Consider the following 26586-nt stretch of genomic DNA (forward strand, 5'->3'; position numbering starts at 1 on the left):
AGGAGACTCTGTGGAAGTCTATACCACTGAAAACGAGCAGATAGATGCTATTAAACGTTTTATTGCCAACAATGGCAAAGCGTTATTAATTGGGCTAGTTATCGGAGTTGGCGCGATTATTGGTTGGAATTATTGGCAATCACATCAAGCGAAAAGCTTGCAAGAAAGTGCTCAATCTTTTGAGCAAATTTCTTCTCAATTGCAGACCGGTTCACACCAAGCTATGGCCGCTGCTGAGCGATTTGCTAGCGAAACAAATAATATTTATGGTGTTTTGACCAATATTGAGCTAGCCAAAATTGCGGTGGAAAAAAATGATATTGCTGGTGCAGAAAAAACATTACTAAAGGCATTAGCAATAGCTAAATTAGATGATCTCAAGGATTTACTTAATGTTAGATTGGCGCGCGTACAGCTAGCGTTAAATAAGCCAGATCAAGCTCTAATTACTTTGACGCAAGTGCAGGATAAGGGGTGGAGTGCGATTGTTGAAGATATTCGCGGAGATGTATTACTGAAAAAAGGTGATATTGCCGGTGCTCGTGCTGCTTATTCTAAAGGAATTGAATCAAGTGGAGCTGAAATGATGAAGACAATATTAAAAATAAAAATTAATAACTTGCCAAACTAAGAGGAATATTAACATGCAATTGGGTAAAACGCTCTTGGTTGGTTTATTGGCAGTGACTTTATTAATGGGATGCTCAACGGAAAAAGATTCTATCGTGATGTCTCCTCTACCTGAGGTTGAGAATCAATTTACTCCTTCTATCATCTGGCATCGCTCGATAGGGGATGGCAGTGGTAAATATTATTCTCAACTTTCACCGACTTACGATGATTCTGTGGTTTATGCCGCAGATCGTAAAGGAACGGTGAAAGCAATAGACGTTGATTCAGGTGAGATATTATGGTCAATTGATTTATCGCAACAAGTTGGTTTTTTCACCGCTAATTTGCCGGCATTACTTTCTAGCGGTTTAACGGTTTCAGGGGATAAACTTTATATAGGAACAGAAACCGGTAAAGTTATTGCACTGAATAAAGCTGATGGAGAAATGGCATGGGAAACGGATGTTGCCGGAGAAGCGCTTTCGCAGCCAGTAGTTAGTGATGGTTTAGTATTGATCCATACCAGTAATGGTGTGTTACAAGCATTAGATGCGCAGAGTGGACAGAACAAATGGAGTCTTAATTTAGACAGCTCAACATTATCAGTCAGAGGAAAGTCAGCACCGGCTACCGCTTATGGCGTCGCCATTGTTGGTAGTGATGGTGGTCGTATCAGTGCCGTAATGCTTGCTCAAGGACAGATTGCGTGGCAACAATATATTTCTCAGATCCGTGGTGCAACCGAAATTGATCGTTTACACGATATTAATATGACGCCGGTTATTGATATTAATTCAGGCGCTATTTTTGCTATTGCGTACAATGGTGATTTAGTGGCAATGGATATGCGTTCTAGCCAAATTATTTGGAAGCGGGATCTAGGATCGGTGAATGATATTATTGTTGTTAATGATATTATCTACTTAGTTGATCAAAATGATCGCGTGTTGGCAATTCGCAAAAGTGATGGTGTTACTCTATGGACTCAAGATGCCTTATTACATCGTAATTTAACTGCACCGGCTATTTATGATGGTTATTTAGTGGTTGGTGATGGAGAAGGTTATCTCCATTGGTTAGATACCCAAGATGGTCAATTTGTGGCACAAAATAAAGTTGATAGTTCGGGATTACGCAGCCGTCCGGTGATTGCCAGTGACAAGTTACTTATTCAGGCAAAAGATGGAACCGTATATCTGATTGAACGTTAATTTTCTGACATTTTTTTATTTTCCAGATAGAATTAACGGCTGCTAATTTTCGCGGCCGTTTTATATTTTAGTATTCTGAAGATTGAAATCAGAATACCGATTTTAATTTTTATGAGGCATCTTAAAAATGATACCTGTCATTGCGCTAGTAGGGCGTCCAAATGTAGGAAAATCTACCTTATTTAACCGATTAACTCGAACCAGGGATGCACTGGTTGCTGATTTTCCTGGTTTAACGCGTGACCGAAAATACGGTAAAGCAGAGTTTGCAGGGCAGGAATTCATTATTATCGATACCGGTGGTATCGATGGTTCAGAAGAGGGGATAGAAACCCATATGGCTTCTCAATCCTTACTGGCAATTGAAGAGGCTGATATTGTTTTTTTTATGGTTGACGTGCGTTCGGGATTAATGCCAGCAGATCATGTGATTGCTAAACATTTGCGCAGTCGTAAGAAGGATACTTACCTGCTAGCAAATAAAACCGATGGTTTGGATATTGATACGGTATTAGGTGATTTTTATGCACTTGGCATTAAAGATATTTATCCGATTGCCGCATCCCATGGCCGTGGTGTTACTCAACTGATAGAAAAAGTGGTTGCTCCCTATTCTGTGCAAAAAATAGCCAATGATATGGAATTATCGGAAGAGGAAGCCAATGCGGCTTATTGGCAGGCTCAGGAAGAGAAACTGGCGATTGAAAATAGTGAAGAAGAAACCTTTGATCCGCGTTCACTACCCATTAAATTAGCGATTGTTGGTCGACCAAATGTGGGTAAATCGACATTAACTAACCGTATTTTGGGCGAGGAGCGGGTCGTTGTTTATGATCTGCCTGGTACCACGCGTGATAGCATTTATATTCCGATGGAACGTGATGGATGCGAATATGTACTGATTGATACTGCTGGTGTTCGTAAACGGGGAAAAATAACTGAAACCGTCGAAAAATTCTCGGTGATCAAAACATTACAATCAATTGAAGATGCTAATGTTGTTTTACTTGTTATTGATGCCCGGCAAGGGATCTCTGATCAAGACTTATCATTACTAGGCTTTATTTTGAATGCTGGACGTTCTTTGGTGATTGTCGTCAATAAGTGGGATGGTATGTCACAAGAAGATCGTCAATCGGTAAAAGATATGCTGGATTTACGCTTAGGTTTTATTGATTTTGCCAAAGTTCATTTTATTTCAGCGTTGCATGGTAGTGGTGTAGGTAATCTATTTGAGTCTATTCATGAGGCTTACGAATCGGCAACCCGGCGAGTGGGTACAGCATTATTAACGCGTATAATGAAGATGGCAGAAGAAGAGCATCAGCCACCACTAATACGAGGCCGCAGAGTTAAAATGAAATATGCGCATGCCGGTGGTTATAATCCACCGATTGTAGTCATCCATGGTAATCAAGTTGCTGATTTACCGGATTCTTATAAACGTTATTTAATGAACTATTTTCGCCGCACATTACAGGTTATGGGGACGCCGATACGCATCCAATTTAAAGAAGGTGATAATCCTTATGCCGGTAAAAAAAATAAATTAACGCCAACACAGTTGCGTAAGCGTAAACGTCTAATCGCGCATCTTAAAAAACGTTAATCACAAAAGGCACGCTTAAAAATAAGTGTGCTGTTCAGCTTTATACCCACTCTTTTGCAATTAAAAATTGGTTATAAAGTTTTTCTTCATCTGAATTGGATTCAGGATGATAATTATATTCCCAGCGAACTAGTGGTGGTAAGGACATTAAAATTGACTCTGTTCTGCCGCCAGTTTGTAACCCAAATAGGGTTCCACGATCGCACACCAAATTAAATTCTGCATAACGTCCTCGACGATATAACTGAAATTGGCGTTCGCGCTCCCCCCAAGCTATCTGTTTTCTTTTTTCAACAATCGGCAAATATGCATTAAGAAAACCATCTTAACCTCCAAAGGGTACTCCCACCGACATAAGGTGGGAGGGGAATTTGGTCGGGCTTGAAAAGCCCGAAGAATGATCAGCCACGCTGATTTTGAATGTATTGCTTAACAACTTCCAGCGGTGCTCCCCCGCACGAACCTGCAAAGTATGATCGAGACCACAACACTGGCTTGCCGTAAGCCCCACGCAAGTCTAGAAACTCATTACGCAGACGACGAGACGTTACCGCTTTCAGCGAGTTTACTAGTACTGACAACTGCACTGTGGGCGGGTACTCGATCAGCATATGAACGTGATCGGACTCTCCGTTACTTTCCTTTAAATCAGCCCCAAAGTCGCGACACACTTCACCTGCATACTGATGAAATGCTTTGTAGTGCAAGCCACTGAGTACTTTCTTTCGGTACTTAGTCACAAAGACAAGGTGAACATGTAAAAGAAACGCTGCATGTCTTGAACGGTTGATTTTATATTTTTGCATTGAAATTAACCGGATATACGGTAAGATAGTGAGATAATTTACTACACACTGAGTAATAATGCTAATTCTAAAAGCCTACAAATTCAGACTCGAACCAACCGAAAAACAGTCGCAACGTTTGCGGCAGTTGTGCGGATGCGCTCGTTTTATCTGGAATTACGGGCTAGCAGAGACGCAACGCATTATTGAATCCGGCGGTAAACTACCGTCAGCGTTTGAACTAAATCGGATGCTCACAGAATGGAAAAAAAAGCCGGAACATTCCTTTTGCAAGAAGCCTACACGGATAATCTTCAGCAGAAACTCAAAGATCTGCACGGGGCATGGAAACGCTGCTTTGATAAAAAACTGGCAGCAAAAGCTCCTGTATTTAAAAGGAAAAATGACGGGCGTGATTCAGTTCGTTTTGTTAATTTTGATAAATATTGTCAGCTCGATAATGGCAGAGTGAGATTACCGTCAGGTTTGGTATGGGTAAAGTTCCGGCAGTCGCAAAAGCTGTACGGTAAGATTAAAACGCAACCGTTAGCCAACATGCGGGACACTGGTATATATCGTTTCAGGTCGAACTGGAAATGGACATTCAGCCTCATTCGTCAGCAACAATGATTGGTTTGGATGCAGGTGTAACCAGACTCGCCACGCTGTCAGACGGCACAGTGTTTGAACCTGTAAACAGTTTTAAAACCAACCAAAAAAAAGCTGGCGAAATTCCAGCGTCAGTTAAGCTGTAAAGTTAAATTCAGCAATAACTGGAAAAAACAGAAGCGAAAAATCCAACGTCTCCACTCGCATATAACCAATATCCGCAAAGACTACCTTCACAAAGTCACCAGTGAAATCAGCAAAACCACGCGATGATCGTCATTGAGGACTTAAAGGTCAGTAACATGTCGAAATCGGCAAAAGGTACACAAGAGCAGCACGGACGGAATGTCAGGGCAAAATCAGGACTTAACCGTTCGATACTGGATCAGGGTTGGTATGAAATGCGCCGTCAGCTTGAGTACAAGCAGCTATGGCGCGGTGGTCAGGTATTAGCTGTGCCTCCGGCATATACAAGTCAACGGTGTGCATGTTGTGGTCATACAGCGAAAGAAAATCGTCAATCACAAAGTAGATTCGAGTGCCTTGAGTGCGGGTATACAGAGAACGCAGATATCAACGGAGCTCGTAACATTTTAGCGGCAGGACATGCCGTGTTAGCCTGTGAAGTGAACGGTGCAGTAATGCCGTCAGCAGCAGGAACCAGGCTTCTGAGCGATCAGATAGTCTCCGACTAACGGGAATCCCCCTCCTGAGTCACGAAGTGTGAAGGTGGGGGAGGATGTCAATACCTACATCCTGAGCGAAGTGAAAGCAGGTAGTAAAATCAGGTTGGTTTAAATCATCAAAAAATAGACCACCAACGCCACGTGGCTCATTGCGATGTTTGATAAAAAAATAGCGATCACACCATTTTTTATAGTTAGGATAAATTTCTTTTCCATAAGGTAAACATACAGCGAGTGCCGTCTTATGCCAGTGTATAATATCTTCTTCAAAACCATAATAGGGAGTTAAATCAAATCCCCCACCAAACCACCATACGGATGGTTCACCTGGTTTTTCTGCAATGAAAAAGCGGACATTAGCATGAGCTGTTGGAATATAAGGGTTGAGTGGATGCGTCACTAAAGAAACGCCCATTGCTTGATAGCGACGTCCTGCTAGTAGTGGGCGATTTTCTGAGGCAGAAGCAGGTAATTGCTCACCACTGATATGTGAAAAGTTAACTCCCGCTTGCTCAAAAATTGTCCCATTTTTTAATATACGACTCCGACCTCATCCTTTTTGTTTATGTTGCCAGTTTTGTTCGGCAAATTTAGCGTTGTTATCGACATGTTCAAGTTGTTGACACAGCTTATCTTGCAAAGTGAGAAGAAATGCCTTCACTGCATTAATATCAGGTATATTCATAACATTAATTTTGATTATTAGAGCAGGAGATTAGCGTTTAAGTATACACTTAATGCTGTCTGAGTGCATTTTGTTATTAATAGATTGGTTAGTATGGCAATAACGCTAGCAAAATATTAAATATGATTGCCTATTGATACTAATCGTAGAGTGATACATGTTTCCGTTAGTTCAGTAAGGGAATTGCAGCCTATTTAAAAACTGTCGTTGTTACCAGTTTAAGTCTATGGTTAATACTATAATTATTGGGTAGTAAAGTTAATCTTACCCAATATCAGTTTAAAAGCGGAAGTATTTAGCTATTTTCTTATCGTCAGAATGGATTTAATATAAAATTAATTTTAACAAATAAAATTCTACAATTATTTAATGCTGTTATTATTATTTTAGTAAATTTAAATTATTTGGTATTAAAAAGCTAAGCAGCGCGGTGTTAAGTAAATAGAATAATAGGTTTAAGTGATAACCATATGGTTTATTGTAAATAAATTAAATTATTTAAAAGTGAAATAATGATTTATGGGGCATAAAATCAACATTTTGGCGCTATCTTATCCATTTTATTTTGCTACTATCATTTTTGTTTAGATGATAAGAATGCAAATCTTTATTCCTCGCTAACTAGGTAAGAAAATATGGAAATAAGAACCTTTCGGCAAGATGATTTTGAAGAAATCATCACACTATGGGAGCTTTGTCAGCTAATCCAAACAGATAGAGATCCTGAAGCGGATATCGAGCGCAAGATGCTATCAGGCCCAGATCTTTTTTTAGTCGCTGAAATGGCAGGTGAAGTTGTTGGTACTATCATGGGAGGATACGATGGTTATCAAGGCTCTGCTTATTATTTAGCTGTTCATCCTGAATATCGCGCTAGAGGGATTGCCAATGCATTAATTAGTCGTTTAGAAAAAAAATTAATTGCTAAGGGATGTCCACAAATTATGTTTTTAGTACCGGAAGAAAATGATGCGACCATCTGTATGTGTGAGAAAATGGCTTACGAAGAGTTGCAACAGGAAAATATTTTATATACAAAACGATTAATTGATGATCAAGCGTTTAAGTGATTAACGCAATTAATTTGATGATAGCAATATTTCTCTTTTTTGATATAAAATTTTATTGATTTTTTTTTGGAAAAATTTTTTATGAGTATTAGTGAGTTATTTCAAAATTGTCAGATTAATAAAAGTTAATTTGCCTCTATATTTAGAAAAAGCTTGTTTTGCTTGATTTTTTGTAGATTGTTAACCTGTATTCTATCATGCTGTTAACTTCACATATTATAAACATATATTAAATAAAATTATTAATATTTTTTACTTTTTTATTATGTTGTAAATTAATTTCAAGGGGTTTTTATGCCACAACTTTTTGGGAACAGCCGATTAAATTGGTTAAAAGTGTCATTTCTAACGAGCTTATTTTCACTTACAGGATGTAGTAGTATTTCATGGTCAAATTTATATCCAATGAATTGGTTTGCTAGTTCAGTTAAAATTTCTGCTACCGGCATGGGTCAGATTAATAAAATGACCCCGATGAAAGAGCAGATTATTGCAGCAGCATTAGATAACCGATACCATTTTCGTTCTGGCATGCAAACTGAGCAAGGGCAGTTAATATCTCTTTTTCAAGGTATAAAAAATGATCAAGAAAAAATAGTCATTTATGGTGTTGAAAAGGGGGAAGTTAAGCGAATTGAAATTATGGATGAAGATATAAAAACTGTGTGGGAGACACAAATAGGCACAGCATTTTCACAAATCTACCAAAATGCAGTGCAAGGTAGTTGTTACCCTGAGCCAGATCAAACTAATATGTTAACCATCAATTGTGTTTCTCCCCAATCTACCTATGTCACTTATCGTTTTACTGGCAAATAGTGGGCCTAAAAATTTAGTGCCATCAAATGATATTTTAGCTAACTGGAAAGTTAGTAGTATTATTTGGTCTGCACAATAATAATTTAATTTAGTAGTAAATTATCAAAGCATGACATAAACAATGAATTATTACATTCTTTAATTAACGTGGCATATTATAAATTTATCGCCGGGATTATCAGCTATTTTTGTTGTGTATAATAATTTTAGCGTTATTTTATTCTTTACTATAAAAATAATCAGGTAAATAATGTGAGTTATTTGGAAAAATTTATTGGTAATACGCCATTAGTTAAACTTAAAAGATTGACTAAAAATTGGGATGCTGAGATTTGGGTAAAACTAGAGGGGAATAATCCTGCCGGTTCAGTCAAAGATAGAGCGGCACTTTTTATGATCCAGCAAGCAGAAAAGCGCGGTCAAATTACACCTGGTGATACCTTAATTGAAGCAACTAGTGGTAATACAGGAATTGCATTGGCAATGATAGCCACCATAAAAGGATATAAACTAAAATTATTAATGCCGGAAAATATGAGTATTGAGCGTCAGTCAGTGATGCGAGCTTATGGTGCTGAAATAGTTCTGGTAAGTGAAGCGGAAGGAATGGAAGGGGCACGTGATCTTGCATTAAGGATGCAATCTCGATATGAAGGTAAGGTACTTGATCAATTTAATAATCATGATAATCCATTAGCCCATTTTATGACGACAGGCCCTGAAATCTGGTGCCAGACGGCGGGGCGGATCACACATTTTGTCTCCAGTATGGGGACAACCGGGACAATTACCGGTGTCAGCCAATATTTAAAATCCAAATCAAATAAAATAGAAATTATTGGTTTGCAACCGGCAGAACATAGCTATATTCCAGGAATTCGGCGTTGGTCGCAAGATTATATTCCTAGTATATTCAAATCTGAACAAGTTGATAGAATATTCGATATTACTCAGATAGAAGCAGAACAAATGATGAAGAAATTAGCAATAGATGAAGGCATCTTTTGTGGTGTTAGTTCAGGCGCCGCAGTGGCAGGCGCATTGCGCGTTGCTAAACAAAATCCTGGGGCGATTATTGTGACTATTATTTGTGATAGAGGGGATCGCTATCTTTCTACCGGGTTATTTGATTGAATTAAATTATATTAAAGACAAATTGTTGCTTACAGGAAACAGTTCTTGCGACTAAATCGTGATATGAAGGCGAAATTCCCTTCATAAATAATTCATGAAGGGAAGAATTGTAGTTTATTTTTTGATCTGCATAATAACGGTTTCACCTACAACGACAGAGCCAGTTAGTTTAGTTAGCTCTTTTATTTCATCCATATTAGAAATCACCACGGGTGTTAATGTCGATTTTGCTTTTTCTTCTAATAGAGGAAGATCAAGTTCAAGCACTAAATCGCCTTTTTGAACTTTTTGCCCTTCCTCTGCTAGGCGAGTAAATCCTTCACCCTTTAACTCAACTGTATCAATACCAAAATGGACAAATAGCTCAATACCATTATCTGATTCAATAGAAAATGCATGGTTAGTTTCAAATATTTTACCAATCGTCCCATCAACTGGAGCAACAATTTTGTTACCAGTAGGCTTAATAGCAATACCATCACCAACAATTTTCTCGGCAAAAACAACATCTGGAACATCTTCTATATTAACAATTTCACCTGAAATTGGGGCAATAATATCAATATTACCGGTGCTATTTTTATCATCTGAAACCAGTGATTTGAGTTTGTCAAACAGACCCATGGATCTTCTCCTAATTAATTGTTTTCTTATGGGGTCAAGAGTTGGTTGATGATTTTAGCAAAGTGTTTTTTCTTTAATAAATGTTTCAACCAAATCCATCAATTCCTTCGCTGTCGGTTGATTAAGAGCTTGTTCTGCTAATGTTTTTGCATCTTTGAAATTTGCATTTCGGATAATTTTTTTAATACTTGGGATTGAGATTGCACTCATACTAAACTCATCTAATCCCATACCAAGTAATAATAGTGTAGCACGTTCATCACCAGCAAGCTCACCACACATGCCTGTCCATTTACCTTCTGAATGAGAAGCATCAATAACTTGTTTAATAAGTTTCAATACGGAAGGAGACATTGGATTATAAAGATGAGAAATCAGATCATTTCCGCGATCAACGGCTAAGGTATACTGTGTTAGATCATTGGTTCCGATACTGAAAAAATCAACTTCTTTTGCTAAATGATGAGCAATAACGGCAGCTGCTGGTGTTTCAATCATTATTCCAACTTCAATCGATTGATCGAAAGCGTGCTTTTCCTCGGTTAACTGTTTTTTAAGTATTGCTAATTCTTCTTTCAAGGTACGAATTTCTTCTACAGAAATGACCATAGGAAACATAATACGTAGCTTACCGAAGGCAGAGGCTCTTAAAATAGCACGTAATTGAGCATGAAGGATTTCCTTGCGGTCAAGGGAAATACGAATTGCTCGCCAGCCAAGAAAGGGATTCTCTTCTTTCGGTAGGTTCATATAAGGAAGATCTTTATCTCCACCAATATCCATGGTACGAATAATAATAGCTTGTGGATCCATCGCTTCTGCGACTGCTTTATAAGCCTGAAATTGTTCTTCTTCGCTAGGAAGATTATTGCGATCCATAAACAGAAATTCAGTACGATATAATCCTACACCTTCAGCGCCATTACGCTCCGCACCTTCTACATCACGTACAGTACCAATATTTGCACAAACTTCAACTTGATGACCATCTAAAGTTATTGCTGGCAAATCTTTCAATTTTGCGAGCTCGCTTTTTTCACGTAAATATTCTTCTTTAATTTGTTTAAGCTTGTCAATCTCGCTATCAGATGGATTTTGATAAATATGATTATTGATAGCATCTAAAATAATATAATCACTTTGTTGGATATTCTTGGTTGCATTGCTGGTGCCAACAATAGCCGGAATTTCCAGCGATCGGGCCATAATTGAAGTATGAGACGTGCGTCCGCCTAAATCGGTAATAAAGCCAAGCACTTTCTGCAAGTTTAATTGTGCTGTTTCAGACGGGGTAAGATCAGCTGCAACCAAAATGACTTCTTCTGTAATTGAACCAAGATCAACAATAGGCAATCCGAGAATATTTTTTAGCAGGCGTTTACCAATATCTCTGACATCAGCGGCACGCTCTTTGAGGTATTCGTCATCTAATTCTTCTAATGCTGTGGCCTGTTCTTCAATCACTTTTTGCGCTGCAGCATCTGCAGTTTTGTGCTCTTTTTTTATGAAAGAAAGAATTTCCTGCTCAAGTTCTTCATCTTCAAGCAGCATTATATGACCTTCAAATATTTCCGCTTTTTCTTCACCAAGATTTTTTTCTGCGGTCTTTTTTATCGTTTTTAATTGTTCTATTGCTTTTACGCGTCCAGCAATAAAGCGGTTAATTTCACTGTCAATTTGGTCATCAGAAATTTTCTTTTGATTGACAACAATTGGCGCTTCTTTAAGAATTAGTGCCTTGCCGAAGGCGATACCTGGTGATACTGAAATTCCTGAAATCATAAATGTTACCTTACTACCAATGGGCGAAAAATAGTTAGCTCATAGGACTATGGCTTTAATACTTACGGTTAAATAGATATCCCCGGATAAAGGTATCCAGGGATAAAAAATAGAAGATAAATGCTATATTGCCCGTATGTCATTACTCCAATTCAGCCATCAGCTTAACCAGATGTTCTACTGCTTTCTGCTCATCTTCACCTTCGGCAGAAATAGTGACAACAGTTCCCTGAGTCAATCCGAGTGTTTGCAGTTTAAATAGGCTTTTTGCGCTAGCCGATTTGCCATTATAGGTAAGTGTTATTTCAGAAGAAAAACTTTTTGCCTCTTTGACAAATTGAGCCGCCGGGCGAGTGTGAAGACCATTAGGTGCTGTGATGGTGACTTCTTGTTGGAACATATTATTTCCCTCAACAAACTTAATATTTTTTATTAGTAAATCCAAAATATTTTAGCTGAAATAATTTGAATTTGCGTATTACTTTTCAGTGATAATATAAGAAAAACGTTTTCATTTTATTATCAATCATAAATTTTATGTATACCGACATTATAGCCAGGCATGATAATTTGCCTAGTTTATGTTCTATCAGTAAAATTTTTACTGCTCATTTTTTGATTAATTTCGATTGTCGAAATAATTAGTGACTTAAATACTAAACTCGTTTCAAGAAATCATCTTAATCCACACTAAACTTTGATCTACAACACAAAAAAAGCACTTTTAAAGTGCTTTTTTAGCTAATTGTGCTCAAAAATAGTTATTAGCGTGGTTGGGCAGCAGAAAATAAATCTGTACTCAAATAACGTTCACCGGAAGAAGGTAAAATAACCACAATATTCTTATTTTGAAATTCTGGTTTTGCGGCTAATTTTACCGCGGCTGCAACCGCAGCGCCTGATGATATACCGGCTAAAATACCTTCTTTCTGCATAATTAACTGAGCGGTCTGTATCGCTTCGTCGTCGCTAATAGCAAATACACCATCAATAAGAGAGAGATCAAGGTTATCAGGAATAAAACCAGCGCCAATGCCTTGGATTTTGTGTGGACCCGGCTTTATTTCTTTACCAGCTAATGTCTGGCTTATTACTGGTGATGCGGCAGGCTCAACAGCAATCATTTTAATGGCCTCACCGCCTGCTGTTTTTTTTAAATAACGGCCAATGCCAGTAATTGTACCACCAGTACCAACTCCCGCGACGACAGCAGCGATTTGACCATCTGTATCTTGCCAAATTTCCGGTCCGGTTGTTTTTTGATGAATTCCAGGATTTGCTGGATTATTAAATTGTTGCAAAAGAAGGTATTGATCAGGTGCACCGGCAACGATTTCGATTGCTTTTTCAATTGCGCCCTTCATGCCCTTAGCACCTTCAGTTAAGACTAGATTAGCACCAAGCGCTTTTAATAATTTACGCCGCTCAAGGCTCATTGTTTCAGGCATAGTCAAGGTAAGCTTATATCCGCGTGCAGCGGCTACGTAAGCTAGGGCAATCCCGGTATTGCCACTAGTCGGCTCGATTAAAGTTTTATTGGTTGCTAATTTGGATAGTTTAGGGGTTAACAGTCCCTTTTTTTCTGCATCCCAAATCATATTTGCGCCAATACGGCATTTTACGCTAAAACTCGGATTACGTGATTCGATTTTTGCTAACAAATTTCCGTTACCAAAGTGTTTCAAACGAACTAATGGAGTATGACCAATAGTTAGTGAGTTATCTTCATAGATGTTACTCATCGATCGTCCTTAGTATTTTTCAAAAGCTATAAACATGCCTAAATATAGTACTAATCACCATACGCTAAGCGAATTATTTTGGAAATAAAAATTTATATTATTGTTATATTGAAGAGGTAGTTATCGCGTCTTGATAAATTTTTACTAACGGATATAACACAATATTTAGTGCTAACTAAGGATTATGTTGCCATGAATTAAGCGCAATTTTTTAGCTGATTGTGGTTATTAGCATCAAATAGGCAACCCTCTTTTTTATGATTATTGTTGCCATCTGAGAATAGCTGAAGTCAGTGTAAAAAATTTTAGCTAACTTCAGCATTTGAGTTAAGAGCTGGTATGGCGCAGACGGTAAAGATCAACCCACATTGCTGTTGCACCACAGATTGCAACAGGCATGATAACCAGATTGATAATCGGGATCATGGTCAACAAATTGACTAATGCACCGAACTGGATACTGGTTGCTCGATTCGTAGCAAGGGCCAACTTCATTTGATCAAATTTTACTTTATGATTATCAAAAGGATAATCACAATATTGAATTGCCATCATCCAAGCACCAAATAAAAACCATAAAATCGGGGCGATTGTTTGCGCAATACCGGGAATAAAAAATAGGATAAGCAACGGAATAACACGAATAAGGTAGTAGCATAATTTGGTTACTTCCCGCGCTAAGATTCGCGGTATATCTGCAATAAGTACCGCAAAACTGCTATTGGGTGCCGGTGTTCCCGTTAATTCGGCTTCCAATTTTTCTGCTAGCCAGCCATTAAAAGGAGAAGCAATAAAATTGGCGATAGTACTAAAGAAGTAGCCAAATATAAGCAAAATCGAGATCACGGCAATAGGCCATATTAGATAACTTAACCACTGCATCCAGCTGGGAACATAAGAGAGTAACGTTTGGATCCAGTCGCCTAATTTACTATAAAGCCACCAAAAGGCACTACCAAGTAAAATAATATTTGCTAATAGAGGTAAGATAACGAAACGTCTTATACCAGGGCGAGTAACTAGCTGCCATCCTTGAGCAAAATAATAGAAACCGTTCGCAGTTTTTAGTGATTTTATTGAATTAATCATACTTCATATTTTCTCCTTTAGATTTGATCTTGTATCATATAGATAGGATTTTTAGCTGGCTAGTATTTTGTTGGCTAAAAAAACAGCAAAAAAAGAATAAATATCTAACTTTTTGTAAGAAAATTATGTAGAGGGTTGCACTTAACGTTATTGGCAAATACTCTTAATATAATGATAGCGCCATGGTGGCGATTATTTTTCAAACAACAGAGATAGAGCGATGCAGGATTTGCGTCTAATATTAGTGGTCGTTGGTGCGATAGCTATAATAGCTTTACTGTTACATGGCTTTTGGACAAGTCGTAAAGAGCGTTCGAAGCTATTTAAAGATCGCCCTATGAAGCGCCGTAAACAACCTAACCAGGATACACCTGAGAGTGTAGGCTCGCCATCGCTTGATGATAAAACGGTGGAGGCACAACAATCGGCATCTAAATTAACTGATCAGCAGGCAAATCAACAATTTGCTTCCCGAAAATCTGAATCATCAAAGGTCGTTAAAACCTTTAACGATGATCCACATTTAGCTGATACTGAAGTAGAAATTGGATCGGGTGTTAAGCAAGAAAAAAACGTTCAAACTAAACAGCTTGAACTGGAAATTTCTGAGCCTGCGCTAAATTCAATGAATAGTGAAGAAAGGGAAGGATCTTTCGTAGCAAACACAGCAGAAAGCAACCAGCAGGTTGTTGGTCAAGTTGAACATTCTGCTGGAGGAGAGCAACACAGTAAATTAGCTGCTGAAGCTAATAAAAAAGATCTTGTTGTTGTTTTACATGTTGCGGCTCTGCAAGGTCAAGTTTTAGGTGGTGATCTATTGTTACAAAGTATTTTTCAATCAGGTTTTCAGTTTGGTGAAAAACAGATATTTCATCGTCATGTTGATCCTTCTGGTTCTGGGCAGATTTTATTTAGCTTAGCTAATATGGTGAAACCTGGTTCTTTTGAGCCCGAAGCCATGTCTGATTTCACCACGCCGGGTATTTCTATATTTATGATGGTACCTTCATATGGTGATTCAGCCCAAAACTTCAAATTGATGTTGCAAGCAGCCCAACGTATTGCGGCTGATGTTGGTGGTGTCGTACTTGATGAGGATCGCAAAATGCTGACTCCCCAAATGATTGAGGTATATCATAGCCGAATTAGAAATGCATTAACTTAAATAGTAGCATGATTAGTAATCGACCCCCGTGATAGCGGGGGTTTTGTCTTTAGTTGTATGGTGAATAATGAAAGAACAACAAAATTATCTTGCACGGCTTAAACAGCAATTACGGCATCATGAATATCTTTATCATGTATTAGATACGCCTGAAATACCTGATGCAGAATATGATCGGATGATGCAGGAATTGAAAAAATTAGAGGCTGAGCATCCAGAATGGATCACGGCTGATTCGCCAACACAACGAGTCGGTGCTGCGCCATTAACGGCTTTTGAGCAGGTACGCCATGAAATACCGATGCTGTCTCTAGATAACGTTTTTGATGAAGAGAGTTATTTAGCTTTTGATAAACGAGTGCATGATCGTTTAAAAAATAATAGTCAGTTGACATTTTGTTGTGAGCTTAAATTAGATGGTTTAGCAGTCAGTTTGTTATATGAACAGGGTGAACTGGTACAAGCAGCTACGCGGGGTGATGGTACCACCGGCGAAAATATAACTGCCAATATTCGTACTATTCGAGCAATTCCGCTGCGTTTAACCGGCGATAATATTCCTGAGCGGATTGAAATTCGTGGTGAAGTTTTTATGACCCATCGGGGGTTTGAAAAGCTAAATGAAGAAGCTCGGCGTGATGATGGTAAAATTTTTGCCAATCCACGTAATGCCGCGGCAGGCTCATTACGTCAGCTTGATCCCCGTATTACTGCCAAAAGGCCCTTGTCCTTTTTTTGTTATGGTTTTGGCCTTCTGGCCGGTGGGCAATTACCTGCTAGCCATTATCAATGTCTTATGCAGTTTAAAAAATGGGGATTACCCGTTAGTGATAAGATAGCGCTTTGCCAAAATAGCCAACAAGTTTTAGCCTATTATCACCAAATTGAGCATGAACGTTTAGGCTTAGGTTTTGATATCGATGGTGTCGTTATAAAAGTGGATCCATTGCAATTGCAAGAACAGCTCGGTTTTGTTGCCCGTGCGCCGCGTTGGGCGACAGCATTTAAATTTCCAGCTCAAGAACAGATAACTTTATTACATGATGTTGAATTTCAAGTGGGGCGTACCGGTGCTATTACGCCAGTTGCTCGATTAGAGCCTGTTCAGGTTGCAGGTGTTACTGTAAGTAATGCAACATTGCACAATGCTGATGAGATAGGCCGATTAGGTGTACGCATTGGGGATACCGTCGTTATTCGCCGAGCGGGTGATGTGATCCCGCAGATTGTTAATGTACTGGCTGATCGTCGTCCTATTGATAGCCGAGAAATTCGGTTTCCTATTCACTGTCCGGTTTGTGGTTCAGCCATTGAGCGTATTGAAGGTGAGGCGGTGATCCGTTGTACTGGCGGTTTAATTTGTGCGGCACAACGTAAAGGCGCCTTAAAGCACTTTGTTTCACGCCGAGCAATGGATATTGAAGGAATGGGTGATAAGATTATTGATCAATTGGTTGATAAAGAGTATGTAACGACAGCGGCTGATCTTTACCGTTTAAATCTGGATATTTTAGCCAGATTAGAGCGTATGGGGCCAAAGTCGGCACAAAACTTAATTAATGCGCTTGATAAATCCAAACAAACCACATTAGCCCGCTTTATTTATGCGTTGGGTATTCGGGAGGTAGGGGAAGCAACGGCAAGCAATTTGGCGACCCATTATACCACGTTAACTTCTCTTATGGCTGCCGATATAGAGTCGCTCAAAAAGGTTCAAGATGTTGGCGAGATAGTGGCGAAGCATATTGTTAATTTTTTTCGCGAACAGCATAACCGGGATGTTGTTAATCAATTAGTGAACGAAATTGGTATTAGCTGGCCAGCCATGCCGGCTAAGAAAACCGATAGTGCATTCACTGGTAAAACAATAGTTTTAACCGGTACATTAAATCGTTTAACACGTGATGAGCTAAAAGATAAATTAATATTACTTGGCGCAAAAGTCACGGGCAGTGTTTCTAAAAAAACCGATCTAGTGATTGCAGGTGAGGCCGCTGGTTCTAAATTGGCCAAGGCCAATGAGTTAGGAATAAGAACTATTAATGAGGATGAATTAATAGTGTTACTCGAAGATCATTAATATTTTATAGCTTTTTGGCGTAGTAATTCGCAGGATATTGACTGCTTTGATTTTGCAATGGTTTTATTCATTATCAATTAGCTATCTGCAAGTTAAATCACTAACTTACTCACTTAATGTTATTTTTAGTGATTAAAATCACGCCTGATTATTTTCTATTACATAAAATAATATAACTATTTGTTAAATTAAAAACCGACTTGGAAATATTTTTGTCTGCAGTTTTTCACTTTCTTTTATCCATTATTCTCATTGGTGGATTATCGATTTTAACCAGTAGCGATCGTGCTAGTATTCGCATTCGTTACGTTTTGCAACTATTAATTATTGAGTTACTGTTAGCTTGGTTCTTCCTCAATTCAGATATTGGACAGGGATTTATTGCTGGATTTGCTAAATTTTTTGATTATCTATTAGTTTATGCAGCGGCGGGCACCGATTTTGTATTTGGTGGTATGATGGATGCAAATCTCGCTACCTTCTTTTTACGCGTATTGTGTCCAATTATTTTTGTCTCAGCGCTAATTGGCATCTTGCAACATATCAAAGTGTTACCTTTTATTATTAAAATAATCGGCACATTACTGGCTAAAGTTAATGGTATGGGAAAGCTGGAATCTTTTAATGCGATCAGTTCATTAATTCTCGGTCAATCAGAAAACTTTATTGCATATAAAGATATATTGAGTCAAATGTCGCCACGTCGTATGTATACAATGGCAGCAACAGCCATGTCGACGGTGTCTATGGCGATTGTTGGCGCTTATATGGGAATGCTTGAGCCTAAGTACGTCGTTGCGGCACTGATCCTAAACATGTTTAGTACATTCATTATCCTATCGTTAATTAATCCTTATTCAGTAAAAGAGGAAGAGGATATTCAAGTCAGTCATCTGCATGATGGACAAAGTTTTTTTGAAATGTTAGGCGAATATATTCTGGCGGGTTTTAAAGTTGCTTTAATTGTCGCGGCCATGTTGATTGGTTTTATTGCGATTATTGCCGGAATTAATGCCATTTTCAGTGCAGTGATAGGAATAAGCTTTCAGGATTGTTTAGGCTATGTGTTTTATCCATTAGCTTGGATTTTGGGTATTCCTGCTGAAGATGCACTTCAAGTGGGTAGTATTATGGCCACCAAATTAGTGTCTAATGAATTTGTAGCGATGGGCTATTTGAAACAAATTGCCGCTGAGTTATCTCCTCGTTCAGTGGGTATTTTGTCGGTCTTTTTAGTCTCTTTTGCTAACTTTTCATCAATAGGAATTGTTGCCGGCGCAATTAAAGGCCTCGATGAAAAACAGGGAAATGTCGTTTCTAGTTTTGGCTTAAGATTATTATATGGTTCCACGCTAGTAAGTTTCTTATCTGCCGCGATAACGGGCTTAGTTTTGTGATAATTTAATCGTCAGTTTTACCAAGCGGCATTCTTTATTAACGAATGTCGCGTTTGCTTCAATCAACGAATACATTGGAATGCTGTATGCAGAAACAGGATCTGATCGATATTGCTAATACTGTTATCCCATTTGGTAAATACAAAGGAAGGGTTTTGATCGATTTACCCGAAGAATATTTACTTTGGTTTGCGCGTAATGGTGAATTTCCTCAAGGGAGATTAGGTTATTTAATGGAAATGACATTAACAGTGAAAGTAGAAGGACTAGACAATTTAGTTAAACCACTAAAGCGTTCATAGTAAACAATGTGGTTTTAAGATCGATTAAAACTATTTGGCTGGAATTTAAATTTGGTGGAGCTAAGCGGGATCGAACCGCTGACCTCTTGCATGCCATGCAAGCGCTCTCCCAGCTGAGCTATAGCCCCTACACAAAGTCGATTAGACGAGCGCATGATATGCAAGCTGTATAAGACTGTCAATCGATTAATATAAAAATAGCGGTTAACCGATGAAAAAATGCTCATACAGCCTCGTATGATAAATAAAGTTACAATAATAATGTGTTTTTACGCTAGCCTAATTTCATTAGTTAGCACTTTTTTCACGTTGATTAATATAAACCAAAGCGTTATCAATACGTTTTAATGAACGAGTTTGGCCAATAGCATGCACAGTGGCATCAACACTTGGCGATTGGCCTGTTCCTGTCACGGCGACCCGTAGTGGCATACCCACTTTTCCCATCCCAATTTCAAGTTCTGTCGCCGTTGATTCAATTGCCTGATGGACATTTTCACATGTCCAATTGCTAATTGCTGCTAATTTTGCCCGTACCGTTTCTAATGGCAAGCGCGCTATTGGGCGTAAATGTTTTTTAGCGGCGCCGGCGTCGAACTCAGCAAAATCCTGATAGAAATAGCGACATGAAGTGGCTATTTCTTTTAAGGTCTTACAGCGTTCACCGAGAAGCTTGACTATATCTGCTAAGCTTGGTCCGATTTGGGTATCGATACCTTGCTGCTCAATGTGCCATGCTAAATGAGTAGCAACATATTCGGCAGGTAATGAATTGATATAATGATGATTAAGCCACAATAATTTGTCGGTATTAAAGGCACTAGCGGATTTGCTAATCGCATCTAAGGAAAAATAACTGATCATTTCATCCCGGCTAAAGATTTCTTGATCGCCATGGGACCATCCGAGACGTACCAAATAGTTTAATAAGGCTTCTGGTAGATAACCGTCATCGCGGTATTGCATGACACTGACCGCCCCATGACGTTTAGATAATTTTTTACCATCATCGCCCAAGATCATTGAAACATGCGCATATACAGGTATTGGCGCGCCAAGTGCTTTTAATATATTAATTTGTCGCGGAGTATTATTAATATGATCTTCACCACGGATCACATGAGTGATTTTCATATCCCAGTCATCAATAACAACACAGAAATTATAGGTAGGAGAGCCATCGGTACGGCGTATGATAAGATCATCTAGCTCAAGATTACTAAATTCAATTGGGCCACGGATTTGATCTTCAAAAATCACAGCGCCTTCTGGCGGGTTACGAAAGCGCACTACGTGAGCTTCATTCGGTGTATGATTATGAGCATGATCACGGCAGCAGCCATCATAACGAGGTTTTTCGCCTCTAGCCATCTGCTCTTCACGTAAATTGTCTAATCGTGTTTTAGAACAGTAACAGCGATAAGCTGTCCCGGCGCTAAGCATTTGATCGATAACGGCATGATAACGTTCGAAGCGTTTAGTTTGATAGTAAGGACCTTCATCCCAATTTAAACTCAACCAGTTCATTCCATCCATTATGGCGTCAATGGCTTCTTGTGTTGAACGCTCAAGATCGGTGTCTTCAATACGTAAGACAAAATCGCCGTTATTATGTCGACTATAAAGCCAAGAATAGAGTGCAGTACGAGCGCCGCCGACGTGAAGATAACCAGTTGGACTGGGTGCAAAACGAGTTTTTATTTTATTCATTAGGATTGCCTTAATGACCTTTTTTTATATCGAATCTAATCAGTGATAAATTTACAGTCGGTTATTTTATCACTGCAACTTAATTCCTCAATGCTGTTAGCACGATATTCATACTTCATTTGTTAATTTTGCAGTAAAAATGCTTAATTTATCCTGATAAGATCTAGACTAAATAAGTTTAAATAAATATTATTTTGTGGCGATAATATTAGGTGCATCTTGCTTAATTTTGCAACGAACGGATATTTTCCTTTGAAAAACCGTTGACTCATGCAGAACTATCCCTATAATGCACCTCCAACACGACGGGCGATTAGCTCAGTTGGTAGAGCATCTCCCTTACAAGGAGGGGGTCATCAGTTCGAATCTGGTATCGCCCACCAATTGTCGTGATGATTTTATTATGATTGGGCGATTAGCTCAGTTGGTAGAGCATCTCCCTTACAAGGAGGGGGTCATCAGTTCGAATCTGGTATCGCCCACCAATCATAATTAAGAATCATGCTTAAGTAAAAGTGTTGTCTGTTTTTGTTATGAATGGGCGATTAGCTCAGTTGGTAGAGCATCTCCCTTACAAGGAGGGGGTCATCAGTTCGAATCTGGTATCGCCCACCATTCAAGCCAAAAATGAAGCATTATTTGTTTAAGTTATTTATAATGTGTTTTGCTATTAATAGGGTCGTTAGCTCAGTCGGTAGAGCAGTTGACTTTTAATCAATTGGTCACAGGTTCGAATCCTGTACGACCCACCATTAATAGTATTAGATAAGATTTTTGTTTATTTTTTTTGCTATTCACTAAGAATGATCAAGATCAGCAGAATCCAGCTTAATCAGATGGGTCGTTAGCTCAGTCGGTAGAGCAGTTGACTTTTAATCAATTGGTCACAGGTTCGAATCCTGTACGACCCACCATCTAAAAAATTCTTCATACTTTCCAACAAAACTAAAATAATATATTGCAATGCGAGTACAGGATGAGAAGCTGTGTAGGTTCGAGCCGAGCGTAGCGAGACAGCGTTGTGCTTTGCACAACGACCCGCAGGGCGAGGCCGTAGGCCGAGTGATCCTGTACGACCCACCATCGATATTACCTCAGCAACGATGATTTGCTACCCAACTTTGGCGAAATTGAGCAAATCATTCTACAATCATTAACATAGAGATATATTTATTTACTTGAAAAACTATTAGATAAAAATAGAGTAAGTGGATAGTGTGTAGCTTGAGCGCTTAATTTATTATCTAATAGATTGAGGCTTAGATTTATTTCCTCAAAACTAAGTGATGGAGGTTATATGGGATTATTTGATTTCTTAAAAAGCGCCGGCGACAAACTATGGGATCCTGCTACGGCGACTAAAGATGATAAAGAAAAAAAACTGAAAGAACATCTTGATTCACTAGGGATCAAAGGGGCGGATCAGGTCAATGTTAATGTTGATGATAATGGTAAAGTCACCGTTTCGGGTGAAGGCATTGTTGCTGACATGAAAAATAAGATTTTGGTTGCGCTAGGCAATGTTGCTGGTATTGAAAAGGTTGAAGATCATACTGGCGGTGGTAGTGTTGATGTTCAGCACTACACAGTAGTAGCGGGTGATACCTTAAGTGCTATTTCAAAAAAAGTTTATGGTGATGCCAATCTTTATCAGCAAATCTTTGAAGCAAATAAGCCGATGTTGAAAGATCCGAATAAAATTTACCCTGGACAGGTATTAATTATTCCTAAACGGTAAATGGGATAATTATTAACCATCAATTAATGTTAATAAAGCCGCTTATTAGTTTAGCGGCTTTATTGCTTAATGCTGTTTTTTTAATCTGTAGGATCGTGACCTATGTGATGTTAGTTAGTATCCTGTTTGGCAAGTAATTCAAGTAAATTGTAGCGCTTAAGTGCCGCTATCTCTGCTTGCTTGGCCAGTATTTCCGCCTGTTCAGGGAATTGTCTGGTTAATTGAGAAAAGCGCTGCTCTTTTTGTAAGATATCCGTTAGCGATGCTGTCGGTGCTCTTGAATCAAGTATTAACGCCGGTTTTCCTGCCTGTCTACGTTGTGGATCAAAACGATATAATGGCCAAAATCCAGCTGCTGTAAGCTGTTTGCTTTGTTCATGACTATAGGCAAGATCATAACCATGCTCTTCACAAGGACTGTAAGCGATAATCAATGAAGGGCCAGAATAGGCGGCTGCTTGTTGAATAGCTTTAACAGTCTGATTCATTTGAGCACCAATAGCGATTTGTGCTACAAATACATGTCCATACATCATCATGGTTATTCCCAGATCTTTACGGCTCTTTTGTTTACCATTTTGACCAAACTTAGTTACAGCACCAATTGGCGTTGCTTTTGATTGTTGGCCACCTGTGTTGGAATAGCATTGTGTATCTAGCACCAGAACATTGATATTTTCACCACTATTGAGTACATGATCTAAGCCACCATAACCAATATCGTAGGCCCACCCATCTCCACCAATGATCCATACTGATTTATCAATCAAATAGTGAGCATCGGTGCTTAATTGTTGGGCTTCAGCGGTATTGATTTTATTCAGTAATGATTGTAATTGAACAATTAATTGACGCTTTAACTCAATTGATAAAGAATCATCCTGTAGTTGATTAATTAGTGTAATCGGTAATTGTTTAGCTAAGCCATTTAGCAGACGAGAGACTCTTTTTTTATGCTGCTCTAATGTTAAACGAAATCCCATACCAAACTTTGCATTATCTTCAAAGAGGGAATTTGCCCATGCGGGTCCTCGCCCCTCGTTATTCTTGCTATAGGGGCTAGTAGGAAGATTACCACCGTAAATAGATGAACAGCCAGTGGCATTGGCAATCAGTAGCCTATCACCATATAACTGAGTCAGTAATTTAATGTTAGGGGTTTCACCATAACCGGCACAAGCTCCTGAATATTCAAACAACGGTGTAATTAATTGTGAAGTCCGAATATCTATACGTTCTAGTTGATGTGGGGCAATATCGGGAATTTGCAGGAAAAAATTAAAATTTATTTTTTCCTCTATTAGATGTTCAACCCGAGGCTGCATATTAATGGCGCGGATTTGTGGATTTTGCCGATCTTTAGCCGGACAAACTTCATAACAAAGATTACAGCCAGTACAATCTTCTGGCGCGACTTGTAGTACATAATTGAGTCCTCGCATATCTCGTGATTTAACGGCTAAAGAGGGTAAGCTAGGCGGTGCAGCTGCCAGTATTTCGGCAGAAGTGACTTTTGCACGAATCGCAGCATGTGGACAGGCGGCAACACAATAATTACATTGGGTACATAGAGCCGGTTGCCAAATAGGGATCGTTTCGGCGATATTGCGTTTTTCCCATTTTGTCGTGCCTGTTGGCCAGCTACCATCGGGTGGAAATACTGACACGGGAAGGGTATCACCTAAATCTGCGATCATTTTTGCGGTTACGTTTTTTACAAAATCAGGGGCATTATGAGCTACCGTTGCGGGTCGGCAAAGGCTGGTGATATCAATCTCCTGTAAATCAAATTTTTTTATTGCCCTGATGGTGAGATCAACGGCGTTAATATTATTTTCAACGACATCAGCCCCTTTTTTGCTATAACTTTGGCTAATTGCCTCTTTTAATTGCTGCTTTGCTTCAGACATAGGCAATAGTTGGGTCAAATAGAAAAAAGCCGTTTGCATAATGGTATTGATACGACCACCTAATTGGCATTGTCGGGCGATTTGATAAGCATTGATGGTATAGCATTGTGCCTGTTTTTGTCGTAACAAATATTGTATTTCCTGCGGCAGATGATGCCAGATTTGATCAGATCTATAAGGACTATTGATTAAAAAAATACCACCTGGTTTTAATTTTTCAATTAACTGGTATTTGTGGATAAATTGCCACTGATGGCAGCCGACAAAATCTGCTTGCTTAATAAGATATGATGAATAGAAGGGATAGGGGTTAATACGTAAATGTGAAACCGTTAACCCACCTGCTTTTTTAGAGTCATAAACAAAGTATCCCTGTGGAAATAAAGGGGTATGGTTGCCAATAAGTTTAATCGTATTTTTTGTTGCGGATACTGAGCCATCGCTACCTAAACCATAAAATAGGGCGGCTAATTTGTGGGTATTAGGGAGTGATGCTTTAATAATCGGTAAAGACAGTCCAGTGACATCATCCTGAATGCCAATAGTAAACCGTGTTTTGGGTTTAGTCAGTTTAAGTTGGTGAAAAATGGTGATCACACAGTCAGGATCAAACTCTTTGGAGGATAAACCATAGCGACCCGAGATAACATTAGGTAATCTATCACGTTGGTCCTGGCTAAAAGACTCCGCTAATGCCGTCATAATATCCAGGAACAGCGGTTCCGCTTGTGCCCCTGGCTCCTTAGTTCGATCAAGCACCGCAATAGATTTTACTGCTAGTGGCACCACTTTAAGAAAATGTTGGGCAGAAAAAAAGCGAAAAAGATGCACTTTTACCATGCCGACTTTTTCATTTTGTGTTAACAGTTGATCGATAACTTCAGCACAAGCTCCGGCCGCTGAACCCATTAAAATGATGATTCGTTCAGCATCAGGATGGCCATAATATTCAAACGGTTGGTAGTAACGCCCGGTAACATTACCAAAGACCTGCATGGCATTTAAGACATGCTGGTAAGCATCAAGATACCAAGGATTAATCGCTTCGCGAGCTTGAAAATAGGTGTCTGGATTGGCTGCGGTTCCTCGGATAGTGGGTGCCTCTGGTGACAAAGCGCGTTGACGATGTTCTTGTATCGCTTTTTCAGGTATTAGTTGTTGCAGTATTTCATCGGAGATTGGATGAATTTTGTTGATTTCATGTGAGGTACGAAAACCATCAAAAAAATGGATAAATGGCAATCTACTATTCAGAGCGGATATTTGTGCAATAACGGCAAAATCCTGGGCTTGTTGCACATTATTAGCACATAGCATAGCACAACCTGTTTGACGTACGGCCATCACATCGGAGTGATCACCAAAAATAGATAATGCATGGGTGGCGACAGTTCGGGCGGCGACATGTAACACAAAAGGCTGTAATTGGCCGGCGAGCTTATAAAGTGTTGGGATCATCAATAACAATCCCTGAGATGAGGTAAATGAGGTAGCCAGTGCTCCGGTTTGTAGGGCACCGTGTACTGTCGCAATGGCACCTGCTTCGGATTGCATCTCAATTATTTTAGGTGTGTCTTGCCAAATATTCTTTCGATTATCCGCTGCCCATATATCTGCTTGCTCAGCCATACTGGAACTAGGGGTGATAGGATAAATGGCGATAATTTCATTGAGTCGGTATGCAACAGAAGCAACGGCAGAATTTGCATCTGTTGTTATATAAGAACAAGTTAAATTACTCACAAAAATGGCCTTTTGATTTTTTGATAATAGTTTATAGGTCAAAGAAATTAGCAAAATAAGCAAGTAAAATTTATCAATATTGTG

General features: G+C 39.0%; 20 protein-coding genes, 6 tRNA genes, 1 other RNA gene and 3 pseudogenes. 19 read left to right on the forward strand and 11 right to left on the reverse strand.

Annotated elements, in window-relative coordinates; all coding sequences use genetic code 11:
- The first annotated feature begins 10 nt into the window (after positions 1 to 10).
- The 3 genes from LDL57_RS04515 (at position 11) to der (ending at position 3432) form a co-directional block, all read left to right on the forward strand.
- Positions 11 to 631: a YfgM family protein gene (locus LDL57_RS04515; protein ID WP_180560313.1), complete on the forward strand. Its 621-nt coding sequence runs from the start codon at positions 11 to 13 to the stop codon at positions 629 to 631.
- A 13-nt stretch (positions 632 to 644) separates the two neighbouring features.
- Entirely contained in the window at positions 645 to 1823 is a 1179-nt protein-coding gene (gene bamB, locus LDL57_RS04520; protein WP_180560314.1) for an outer membrane protein assembly factor BamB, read from the forward strand.
- A gap of 127 nt (positions 1824 to 1950) precedes the next feature.
- The gene (der, locus tag LDL57_RS04525) at positions 1951 to 3432 is read left to right on the forward strand and encodes a ribosome biogenesis GTPase Der (RefSeq protein WP_180560315.1); all 1482 of its coding nucleotides are present in this window, start codon (positions 1951 to 1953) and stop codon (positions 3430 to 3432) included.
- A 40-nt stretch (positions 3433 to 3472) separates the two neighbouring features.
- Here der and LDL57_RS04530 read toward each other — a convergent pair.
- Together LDL57_RS04530 and tnpA are read right to left on the reverse strand one after the other, a co-directional pair.
- Positions 3473 to 3757: pseudogene (locus LDL57_RS04530) on the reverse strand (coproporphyrinogen III oxidase); the annotation flags it as partial.
- Positions 3758 to 3833: 76 nt separating this feature from the next.
- Positions 3834 to 4238, reverse strand: coding sequence for an IS200/IS605 family transposase (gene tnpA, locus LDL57_RS04535; RefSeq protein WP_225505529.1), 405 nt, complete (start codon positions 4236 to 4238; stop codon positions 3834 to 3836).
- 58 nt (positions 4239 to 4296) lie between these two features.
- Here tnpA and LDL57_RS04540 point away from each other — a divergent pair.
- Positions 4297 to 5521, forward strand: a pseudogene (locus LDL57_RS04540) (RNA-guided endonuclease InsQ/TnpB family protein).
- A 52-nt stretch (positions 5522 to 5573) separates the two neighbouring features.
- Here LDL57_RS04540 and hemF read toward each other — a convergent pair.
- Positions 5574 to 6197, reverse strand: a pseudogene (gene hemF, locus LDL57_RS04545) (oxygen-dependent coproporphyrinogen-III oxidase); the annotation flags it as partial.
- A 635-nt stretch (positions 6198 to 6832) separates the two neighbouring features.
- On the opposite strand from hemF, the gene LDL57_RS04550 reads away from it, so the two are divergent.
- From LDL57_RS04550 to cysM, 4 genes are all read left to right on the forward strand, one after another.
- Positions 6833 to 7267 carry a GNAT family acetyltransferase gene (locus LDL57_RS04550; RefSeq protein WP_180560316.1) on the forward strand — a complete coding sequence of 145 codons (435 nt, stop codon included), beginning with the start codon at positions 6833 to 6835 and terminating at the stop codon, positions 7265 to 7267.
- A gap of 294 nt (positions 7268 to 7561) precedes the next feature.
- The gene (locus LDL57_RS04555) at positions 7562 to 8086 is read left to right on the forward strand and encodes a DUF1131 family protein (RefSeq protein WP_180560317.1); all 525 of its coding nucleotides are present in this window, start codon (positions 7562 to 7564) and stop codon (positions 8084 to 8086) included.
- Positions 8058 to 8165: a DUF1131 family protein gene (locus tag LDL57_RS18100; protein WP_180560318.1), complete on the forward strand. Its 108-nt coding sequence runs from the start codon at positions 8058 to 8060 to the stop codon at positions 8163 to 8165. The genes LDL57_RS04555 and LDL57_RS18100 overlap by 29 nt, the downstream gene beginning before the upstream one ends.
- A gap of 173 nt (positions 8166 to 8338) precedes the next feature.
- The gene (gene cysM, locus LDL57_RS04560) at positions 8339 to 9220 is read left to right on the forward strand and encodes a cysteine synthase CysM (protein ID WP_180560319.1); all 882 of its coding nucleotides are present in this window, start codon (positions 8339 to 8341) and stop codon (positions 9218 to 9220) included.
- Positions 9221 to 9334: 114 nt separating this feature from the next.
- On the opposite strand, the gene crr is transcribed toward cysM, so the two are convergent.
- The 5 genes from crr to cysZ all read right to left on the reverse strand — a co-directional run bounded on the left by crr (position 9335) and on the right by cysZ (position 14457).
- Positions 9335 to 9844: a PTS glucose transporter subunit IIA gene (gene crr, locus LDL57_RS04565; RefSeq protein WP_026821732.1), complete on the reverse strand. Its 510-nt coding sequence runs from the start codon at positions 9842 to 9844 to the stop codon at positions 9335 to 9337.
- 54 nt (positions 9845 to 9898) lie between these two features.
- Positions 9899 to 11626 (reverse strand): phosphoenolpyruvate-protein phosphotransferase PtsI, encoded by a 1728-nt coding sequence (ptsI, locus tag LDL57_RS04570; protein WP_180560320.1) that lies wholly within the window; start codon positions 11624 to 11626, stop codon positions 9899 to 9901.
- A gap of 142 nt (positions 11627 to 11768) precedes the next feature.
- Positions 11769 to 12026, reverse strand: coding sequence for a phosphocarrier protein Hpr (gene ptsH, locus LDL57_RS04575; protein WP_026821734.1), 258 nt, complete (start codon positions 12024 to 12026; stop codon positions 11769 to 11771).
- A 364-nt stretch (positions 12027 to 12390) separates the two neighbouring features.
- Positions 12391 to 13368, reverse strand: coding sequence for a cysteine synthase A (gene cysK, locus LDL57_RS04580; RefSeq protein WP_180560321.1), 978 nt, complete (start codon positions 13366 to 13368; stop codon positions 12391 to 12393).
- Positions 13369 to 13695: 327 nt separating this feature from the next.
- Positions 13696 to 14457 carry a sulfate transporter CysZ gene (gene cysZ / locus LDL57_RS04585; protein ID WP_180560322.1) on the reverse strand — a complete coding sequence of 254 codons (762 nt, stop codon included), beginning with the start codon at positions 14455 to 14457 and terminating at the stop codon, positions 13696 to 13698.
- 220 nt (positions 14458 to 14677) lie between these two features.
- Between cysZ and zipA the strand changes: the two genes are divergently transcribed.
- From zipA to LDL57_RS04605, 4 genes are all read left to right on the forward strand, one after another.
- Positions 14678 to 15622 (forward strand): cell division protein ZipA, encoded by a 945-nt coding sequence (gene zipA, locus LDL57_RS04590; protein WP_180560323.1) that lies wholly within the window; start codon positions 14678 to 14680, stop codon positions 15620 to 15622.
- Positions 15623 to 15689: 67 nt separating this feature from the next.
- The gene (gene ligA / locus LDL57_RS04595) at positions 15690 to 17702 is read left to right on the forward strand and encodes an NAD-dependent DNA ligase LigA (protein ID WP_180560324.1); all 2013 of its coding nucleotides are present in this window, start codon (positions 15690 to 15692) and stop codon (positions 17700 to 17702) included.
- Between the two features lie 242 nt (positions 17703 to 17944).
- Positions 17945 to 19099, forward strand: coding sequence for a NupC/NupG family nucleoside CNT transporter (locus LDL57_RS04600; protein ID WP_375141958.1), 1155 nt, complete (start codon positions 17945 to 17947; stop codon positions 19097 to 19099).
- 86 nt (positions 19100 to 19185) lie between these two features.
- Entirely contained in the window at positions 19186 to 19401 is a 216-nt protein-coding gene (locus LDL57_RS04605; protein WP_180560326.1) for a DUF3820 family protein, read from the forward strand.
- A gap of 52 nt (positions 19402 to 19453) precedes the next feature.
- Here the strand turns inward: LDL57_RS04605 and LDL57_RS04610 are convergent.
- Together LDL57_RS04610 and gltX are read right to left on the reverse strand one after the other, a co-directional pair.
- Positions 19454 to 19529 (reverse strand) — tRNA-Ala (locus tag LDL57_RS04610).
- Positions 19530 to 19689: 160 nt separating this feature from the next.
- The gene (gene gltX / locus LDL57_RS04615; RefSeq protein ID WP_180560258.1) at positions 19690 to 21111 is read right to left on the reverse strand and encodes a glutamate--tRNA ligase; all 1422 of its coding nucleotides are present in this window, start codon (positions 21109 to 21111) and stop codon (positions 19690 to 19692) included.
- Between the two features lie 307 nt (positions 21112 to 21418).
- Here gltX and LDL57_RS04620 point away from each other — a divergent pair.
- From LDL57_RS04620 to lysM, 7 genes are all read left to right on the forward strand, one after another.
- A tRNA-Val gene (locus LDL57_RS04620) sits at positions 21419 to 21494 on the forward strand.
- A 26-nt stretch (positions 21495 to 21520) separates the two neighbouring features.
- A tRNA-Val gene (locus LDL57_RS04625) sits at positions 21521 to 21596 on the forward strand.
- Positions 21597 to 21650: 54 nt separating this feature from the next.
- Positions 21651 to 21726 (forward strand) — tRNA-Val (locus tag LDL57_RS04630).
- A 61-nt stretch (positions 21727 to 21787) separates the two neighbouring features.
- Positions 21788 to 21863: transfer RNA gene (locus LDL57_RS04635), tRNA-Lys, on the forward strand.
- 86 nt (positions 21864 to 21949) lie between these two features.
- Positions 21950 to 22025 (forward strand) — tRNA-Lys (locus LDL57_RS04640).
- 41 nt (positions 22026 to 22066) lie between these two features.
- Positions 22067 to 22194, forward strand: a non-coding RNA gene (locus LDL57_RS04645) — RtT sRNA.
- A gap of 214 nt (positions 22195 to 22408) precedes the next feature.
- Positions 22409 to 22849 carry a peptidoglycan-binding protein LysM gene (lysM, locus tag LDL57_RS04650; protein WP_180558642.1) on the forward strand — a complete coding sequence of 147 codons (441 nt, stop codon included), beginning with the start codon at positions 22409 to 22411 and terminating at the stop codon, positions 22847 to 22849.
- A 110-nt stretch (positions 22850 to 22959) separates the two neighbouring features.
- On the opposite strand, the gene nifJ is transcribed toward lysM, so the two are convergent.
- Positions 22960 to 26502, reverse strand: coding sequence for a pyruvate:ferredoxin (flavodoxin) oxidoreductase (nifJ, locus tag LDL57_RS04655; protein WP_225507157.1), 3543 nt, complete (start codon positions 26500 to 26502; stop codon positions 22960 to 22962).
- Between the last annotated feature and the right edge of the window lie 84 nt (positions 26503 to 26586).

Origin of the sequence: Arsenophonus apicola (genome assembly GCF_020268605.1) — a bacterium.
Taxonomy (GTDB): domain Bacteria; phylum Pseudomonadota; class Gammaproteobacteria; order Enterobacterales; family Enterobacteriaceae; genus Arsenophonus; species Arsenophonus apicola.